Origin of the sequence: Novosphingobium sp., from assembly GCF_027489515.1 — a bacterium.
In the GTDB taxonomy this organism is placed as follows: domain Bacteria; phylum Pseudomonadota; class Alphaproteobacteria; order Sphingomonadales; family Sphingomonadaceae; genus Novosphingobium.
This window is the reverse complement of record NZ_JAIXZS010000025.1, coordinates 44,029-50,909: the sequence shown is the minus strand read 5'-3', so window position 1 is coordinate 50,909 and position 6,881 is coordinate 44,029. Positions and strand designations below refer to the sequence as shown.

General features: G+C 64.5%; 7 protein-coding genes. All 7 read left to right on the top strand.

What is annotated here, in order from left to right; genetic code table 11:
• The first annotated feature begins 12 nt into the window (after positions 1 to 12).
• The gene (locus Q0082_RS04085) at positions 13 to 801 is read left to right on the top strand and encodes a cold-shock protein (protein ID WP_298190222.1); all 789 of its coding nucleotides are present in this window, start codon (positions 13 to 15) and stop codon (positions 799 to 801) included.
• Between the two features lie 140 nt (positions 802 to 941).
• Entirely contained in the window at positions 942 to 2,135 is a 1,194-nt protein-coding gene (locus Q0082_RS04080; protein WP_298190218.1) for an aspartate aminotransferase family protein, read from the top strand.
• Positions 2,132 to 3,058 carry an ornithine carbamoyltransferase gene (argF, locus tag Q0082_RS04075; protein ID WP_298190215.1) on the top strand — a complete coding sequence of 309 codons (927 nt, stop codon included), beginning with the start codon at positions 2,132 to 2,134 and terminating at the stop codon, positions 3,056 to 3,058. The genes Q0082_RS04080 and argF overlap by 4 nt, the downstream gene beginning before the upstream one ends.
• A 2-nt stretch (positions 3,059 to 3,060) precedes the next feature.
• The gene (locus Q0082_RS04070; RefSeq protein WP_298190211.1) at positions 3,061 to 3,969 is read left to right on the top strand and encodes an Hsp33 family molecular chaperone HslO; all 909 of its coding nucleotides are present in this window, start codon (positions 3,061 to 3,063) and stop codon (positions 3,967 to 3,969) included.
• A gap of 116 nt (positions 3,970 to 4,085) precedes the next feature.
• On the top strand, positions 4,086 to 4,532 hold the full coding sequence (locus tag Q0082_RS04065; RefSeq protein WP_298190209.1) for a DUF3617 family protein: 447 nt from the start codon (positions 4,086 to 4,088) through the stop codon (positions 4,530 to 4,532).
• Between the two features lie 49 nt (positions 4,533 to 4,581).
• Positions 4,582 to 5,286, top strand: coding sequence for a 7-cyano-7-deazaguanine synthase QueC (queC, locus tag Q0082_RS04060; protein ID WP_298190207.1), 705 nt, complete (start codon positions 4,582 to 4,584; stop codon positions 5,284 to 5,286).
• Complete coding sequence (locus Q0082_RS04055; protein ID WP_298190205.1) at positions 5,276 to 6,817, top strand: MFS transporter; 1,542 nt, start codon at positions 5,276 to 5,278, stop codon at positions 6,815 to 6,817. Before queC ends, Q0082_RS04055 begins: the two co-directional genes overlap by 11 nt.
• Positions 6,818 to 6,881: the final 64 nt, after the last annotated feature.

Sequence of the window (6,881 nt, the reverse complement as noted above, 5' to 3'; positions counted from 1 at the left end):
TTATTGGTTTTTATGGGTTTTGACAGAGGGCGGCGGGGTCGCGGACGCGACAAGCGCGATGGTTTCGGTGACGAGGGCGGCTTCGACCCTTACGGCGGCGGTGGTTTCGGCGGCGGCGGTTTCGATCGCGGCGGTTTCGGTGGTGGTCGCGGTGGCTTCGGCGGCGGCGATCGCGGCGGTTTCGGCGGCGGTGATCGTGGTGGTTTCGGCGGCGGTGATCGCAGCGGCGGCGGTGGTGGCGGCTTCGGCGGCCCGCGCGGCGGCGGCGGTGGTGGTGGCGGCTTCGGCGGTCCCCGCGGCGGCGGCATGCCAGCCCAGGTCGTCGGTACCGGCAAAGGCGTCGTAAAGTTCTTCAATTCCCAGAAGGGCTTCGGCTTCATCCAGCGTGAAGACGGCGGTGAGGATGTGTTCGTTCACATCAGCGCGGTCGAGCGTGCAGGCCTCGAAGGCCTGGCTGAGGGCCAGCAGCTGGAATTCAACCTCGTCGATCGTGGCGGCAAGATCTCGGCGGCCGATCTGCAGGTTGTTGGCGACGTGATTGCTGTCGCGGCCAAGCCCGCGGCGCCGCAGCGCCAGCTGACTGGCGAGAAGGCAACTGGCACCGTCAAGTTCTTCAACGCCATGAAGGGCTTCGGTTTCATCACGCGTGATGATGGCCAGCCGGATGCGTTCGTGCACATCAGCGCGGTGGAACGTTCGGGCATGCGCGAGCTGAACGAGGGCGACAAGCTCGAGTTCGATCTCGAGGTCGATCGGCGGGGCAAGTACTCGGCGGTCAACCTGGTGCCCCGACAAGACTGAGATTGGCGCGTGGTCCTTCGGCCTTCGGCCGGAGACCTGTGCCACCGACATTTTCAGATGGCGGCCCTTCGGGGTCGCCATTTGTCGTTTACGACAACACTCCCGGCGCAGCGGGAGCCGAAGCAAGAAGGAACCGTGTCATGTCGATCACTCCGTTGATGCCCGTCTATCCCCGGTGCGGCGTGCGTCCAGTGCGCGGAGAGCATTGCCATCTGATCAGCGAGGACGGCACGCGCTATCTCGATTTCGCCAGCGGCATCGCCGTCAATCTGCTCGGGCACAGCAACGAGCATCTGATCGGCGCGATCCAGCGGCAGGCCGCCACGCTGATGCACGTCTCCAACCTGTACGGCAGTCCGCAGGGCGAGCACCTCGCGCAGCGCCTGGTCGATCTGACATTCGCTGACACGGTGTTCTTCACCAATTCGGGTGCAGAAGCCGTCGAGTGCGCGATCAAGACCGCGCGTGCCTATCACCAGCATGCCGGCAATACCGAGCGCTATGAGCTGATCACCTTCAAGAACGCCTTCCACGGCCGCACGATGGCCACGATCAGCGCCTCCAATCAGGAGAAGATGCACAAGGGCTTCATGCCGCTGCTCGAGGGCTTCCGCTATGTCGACTTCGACGATCTCGAAGGCGCGAAGGCGGCGATCGGGCCGCGCACTGCGGGCTTCCTCGTCGAGCCGATCCAGGGCGAGGGCGGGATCCGCGATGCCTCGCCGGAATTCCTGCAAGGCCTGCGCGCGCTGGCTGACGAGCATGATCTCATGCTGATCTTCGACGAAGTGCAGTGCGGCGTCGCGCGCACCGGCGATCTCTATGCCTATGAGCAGTATGGCGTGAAGCCGGACATCATGGCGAGCGCCAAGGGCATCGGGGGCGGCTTCCCTCTCGGTGCCTGCCTCGCGACCGAGAAGGCTGCGCGCGGCATGGTCATCGGCACCCACGGCAGCACCTATGGCGGCAATCCGCTCGCCATGGCGGCTGCCGAGGCGGTGCTCGATGTCGTCGCTGAGCCGGCCTTCCTTGCCGAGGTCAAAGCCAAGGGCGAACGTCTGCGCGGGCGGCTCGAGCAGTTCATCGGCAACTATCCGGACATGTTCGAGCTGGTGCGCGGCCGTGGCCTGATGCTTGGCGTGAAGATGAAGATCGAGCCGCGGCCGTTCGTGGCGCACATGCGCGACAATCACCAGCTGCTGACCGTCGCCGCTGGCGACATGACCTTCCGTGTGCTGCCGCCGCTGGTGATCGACGATAGCCACATCGATGAGTTCATGGAGAAGCTTTCGGCCGCAACCGCAAGTTATGCGGCCGAAGCAGTGCCGGCATGACCCGGCACTTCCTCGGACTGAGCGATGCAGGCGGCGATGCTCTCGCCGCCATCCTCGGGGATGCCTTGGACCGGAAAGCGGCACGGCGCGGACTTCCCAAGGGACAGCCCGATGCGGATGCGCCACTTGCCGGCCATGTCCTCGCGATGGTGTTCGAGAAGAACTCGACCCGTACCCGGGTCTCGTTCGATATCGGGATCCGGCAGCTCGGTGGCAGCAGCGTCGTGCTCGATGCGGGCACCACGCAGCTCGGCCGCGGTGAGACGATCGCCGATACTGCCCGCGTGCTGAGCCGCATGGCCGATGCCATCATGCTGCGCACCGATGATCACGCAAAGCTCGAGGAACTGGCGCATTTCGCCAGCGTGCCGGTGATCAACGGGCTGACCGATCTTTCGCATCCCTGCCAGATCATCGCCGATCTGCAGACCTTGCTCGAACATGGCAAGGCGCTGCCGGGCCTTGAGGTGGCGTGGCTGGGAGACGGCAACAACGTGCTCAACTCGTTCGTCGAGGCAGCCGGGCTGATGAAGTTCAACGTCCGCATCGGTGTGCCTGACGGCTATGACAGCGATCCTGCTTTCATTGCTGCGGCGCGTGCCGGTGGTGCGCGCATCGACGTCTACCGCGATGCAGCCAATGCCGTGCGCGGGGCAGACGTCGTGGTAACCGACACGTGGATCTCGATGGGCCAGGCCCATGCCGAAGCAAAGCTGGCAGCGATGACGCCGTTTCAGGTCAATGCGGAGCTCATGGCGCTGGCAAAGTCCGACGCCGTCCTTCTCCATTGCCTTCCGGCGCATCGCGGCGAGGAAGTGACAGACGCGGTTCTTGATGGCCCGCAATCCGTGGTCTGGGACGAGGCGGAGAATCGCATCCATGCGCAGAAGTCGATCCTGCGCTGGGCGTTCGGGCAGATCTGACGATGGCGGGCACGTCCGAATCTGCAGGTGGAACCGGTTTTGACGAGGTTCTCGCGTTCACCATCCCGGACCGTAATGCACGCGGCCGGATTGTTCGCCTTGGGCCCGTGCTCGATGACGTGATCGCAGCGCACGCTTATCCGGCGCCAATCCGCCACCTTCTGGCGGAAGCGTTGGTGCTTGCGACCTTGCTCGGCTCCTTGCTTAAGGATGAGCAAAGCCAGCTCACGATGCAGGCACAAACGCAGGACGGCGTGGTCGACCTCCTTGTTTGCGATTTCCGTGGCGGCGAAGTGCGCGGCTATGTCCGCTTTGACCGCGCGCGGCTTGACGAGCTTGGCCCCGCGCCCACGCTGCACGCGCTGTTCGGAGCAGGATACCTCGCCATCACCTTCGACCTTGCCGCCACGGGGCAGCGCTATCAGGGGATCGTCCCGCTCGAAGGGGAAACGCTGGCCGACGCCTGCGAGAGCTATTTCGTTCAGTCCGAACAGATCCCGACGCTCATCCGGCTCGGCGTCCGGAGCGATGCGAACGGCTGCGTTGCGGGTGGGCTGCTCATCCAGCACCTGCCGGAGGGCGAGGAGGGCCGCGAGCGGCTCCATGTGCAGATCGATCATCCGGAATGGGAGCACATGCGCATCATGGGCGGCGCAGTGCGCCCTGCCGAACTGGTCGATCCCGGTCTCGATCTGGAGACTGTGCTCTGGCGACTGTTTCACGAGGAGCAGGAAGTGCGCGTGGAACCCGGCCTGCCTATCGTCAAAGGGTGCCGGTGCACCAGCGACTACTACCGCTCGGTGCTCGCCCGTTTCGGCAAGGCCGAGCGAGAGGAGATGCGCAACGAGGACGGCTTGATCCTCGTCGACTGCGCGTTCTGTTCGCGAGTCTTCGAGATCGATCTCGATTGATCGAACCGTTTCGGTTCATCGCGGAACAAGAACACTTTAACGCAGCCAGATTCTGCGTATAGTGTCGCCTCGCGGTCCGGCATGGTGTCGGAGCGCGCTATGGACGCGCTTGCAAGATGGACCGCCTGCTGCGCCCCCTTTTGTGGCTTTCCCCTCGCCTGCTCGCGCGGCTTGTCGCGAGCGGCAGTGTCATGCTGTTCGCATTCCTCGCACCTGGCCTCACCGCGCAGCGACCGTCGCTAGCCATGCTGGATCACCTTCAACCCGGACAGTGGGAAGTGCGCGATCGCGATCTGGCCGGGGGGCGGAGCCGGCTGTGCATCGAAAGCGGTCGCCGTTTGATCCAGATCCGGCATATGCGCGAAGTCTGCCGCAGCTTCACTGTCGAAGATAAGGCGGATGCGGTCACTGTGCATTATACCTGTCCCGGAAATGGATATGGGCAGACGTCCGTCCGCTACGAGAGCGCGCAGCTCGTGCAGCTTGAAACACAGGGCATTGCGCAGGGTCTGCCGTTCAATATCCGTGCCGAGGCTCGCCGCATCGGTGCCTGCACATCCTGATTGTGCGCCGAGGATTGCCACGGGCGGTCCATGGCTTTAGCTCTGGTCCATGGTCGCACAAGCCGTTCCCCAGCAAAGCCCGCTCGCTGTCGTCCTGCTTTCCGGAGGGCTCGATTCGATGGTCTGCGCAGCGCTTGCGCGCGAGCAGGGTTTCCGCGTCCTTGCGCTGACGATTGACTACAACCAACGTCACCGTGTCGAAGTTGATGCCGCGCGAGCGATTGCGTCGGCGCTTGGTGTCGAGCGCCATGTTGTGATGCCGCTCGATCTGCGCCAGTTCGGCGGATCGGCGCTGACGGCCGATATTGCTGTGCCAAAGGATGGTGTGGGCGACGACATTCCGGTGACGTATGTCCCCGCTCGCAACCTCGTGTTCCTCTCGCTCGCGCTCGCGTGGGCCGAAGCGGCCGGCTCGTCAGACCTTTTCATCGGGGTCAACGCGCTTGATTATTCGGGCTATCCCGATTGCCGGCCGGAATTCATCGGCGGCTTCGAAAGCCTCGCCCGGGTTGCCACCAAGGTGGGTGACCAGGGCGGCACTGTGCGGGTCCACGCCCCGCTCCAATATCTGAAGAAAAGCGAAATCGCGCAAGAAGCGGCCCGTCTCGGGCTCGATCCGGGGGCCAGCTGGTCGTGCTACGACCCGCTGCCCGATGGCCGAGCCTGCGGCGTCTGTGACAGCTGCCGTCTGCGGCGCGCGGGATTCGATGCAGCTGGGATAGAGGATGGCACCAAGTATGGAGATGACGGATAAACCGAAGCAATGGTTCGGCGTTGACCGCTACAGTTGGTACGCGCTGTTTGTCCTCGTCATAGTCTACATCATCAACTTCGTGGATCGGCAGCTGCTGACGATCCTTGCGGTCGATATCAAGCACGATCTCGGCATCTCGGATGCCCAGTTCGGCTTCCTCTACGGCACCGCATTCGGCGTCTTCTACGCTCTTTTCGGCATCCCGCTCGGCAAACTGGCTGACCGCGCCATGCGCACGCGGGTGCTCGCGACCGGCCTCGCACTGTGGTCGGTGATGACGGCGCTCTCGGGCCTTTCGCGTAGCTTCCTGCAAATCGGCGCTGCGCGCATCGGTGTCGGTGTCGGCGAGGCAACGGCCGGCCCCTCGTCCTACTCGCTGCTGAGCGACTATTTCCCGGCGCATCGCCGTGCGACCGCCGTGGCCATCTTTTCGTCCGGCATCTACCTCGGGGGCGGCTTCTCGCTTTATATCGGCACCGCTATCGCTGGGGGCTGGAACCATGCCTTTCCGCTTGGAGATCGGCCATTCGGCCTCGCGGGATGGCAGGCTGCGTTCCTCGCAGTGGGGTTGCCCGGGCTGGCCCTGGCGCTTTGGGTGCGCAGCCTCAGGGAGCCTGTTCGGGGCCGCTTCGAGGTCGCACCGGTAGATGGCGCGCCCCGCCCTGAACCAGAGCCCGCAACTTTGGCCGCATTCGTCCGCGATCTGGCGGCGATCGTGCCGCCCTTCACGCTGTTGGCTGCGGCTCGGCGCGGCCGGGTGGCGCTTCTCGGCAATCTCGGGATTGCAGCAGCGCTCGCGGTCACAGGGACGGCGCTCTCGGTGCTGCTCGGTGATCCTGTGCAGTGGATCGCGCTCGGTATCGGGGCCTATGCCATCGCCTCGTGGGCCGTAGCCTTGCAGCACGATGATCCCGAAGCGTTTCGCGTCATCTGGGGGTCGAAGTCGGTGGTCGGCCTCAACCTCGGCTATGGTCTCATGTGCGTGATCACTTACGCGAACTCGGCCTTCGGACCGTCCTTGGTGATCCGCGAGTTCGGTGCAACCGCCGGTGCCGTCGCGTTGATAGTGGGCGGATCGGCAGCAGCCGGTGGGGCGTTGGGGGTGATCGCGGGCGGCGCCTTGGGAGATCGTCTCGCGGGGGATCGGTATCACTCACGACGCATCCTCGTGGTGAGTGTCTCGCTACTGGCATCGCTGATCCCGAACTGCATCATGTTGGCGACCCATTCGCTGACGGTCGTCTACTTCTGCGTCTTTCCGATGTGGTTCCTGGCGAGTTGTGCGCTTGGTGGTGCGGCAGGAACAATCGTCAACATCGTCCCCGCAACCACGCGAGCCACGGCAACGGCAGCGTTCTTCCTGTTTGCCACGATGCTTGGCCTGGCGCTGGGACCCTATGCCGCGGGCAAGATCTCCGGGGCGTTCGGGGCAAATCTGCGCATCGGGCTCGCGGGCATCCTTGTCGTCGTGCCATTTGCCTTGGCATCGCTTGAGGTCTGCCGACGTGATCTGATCAGCCGCGAAGGATAGACGCCGGCTACGGCGGCCAAAGCGCACCCGCCGCCGCCGGTGCGCGGCAGCCCTCCGTCCCCTG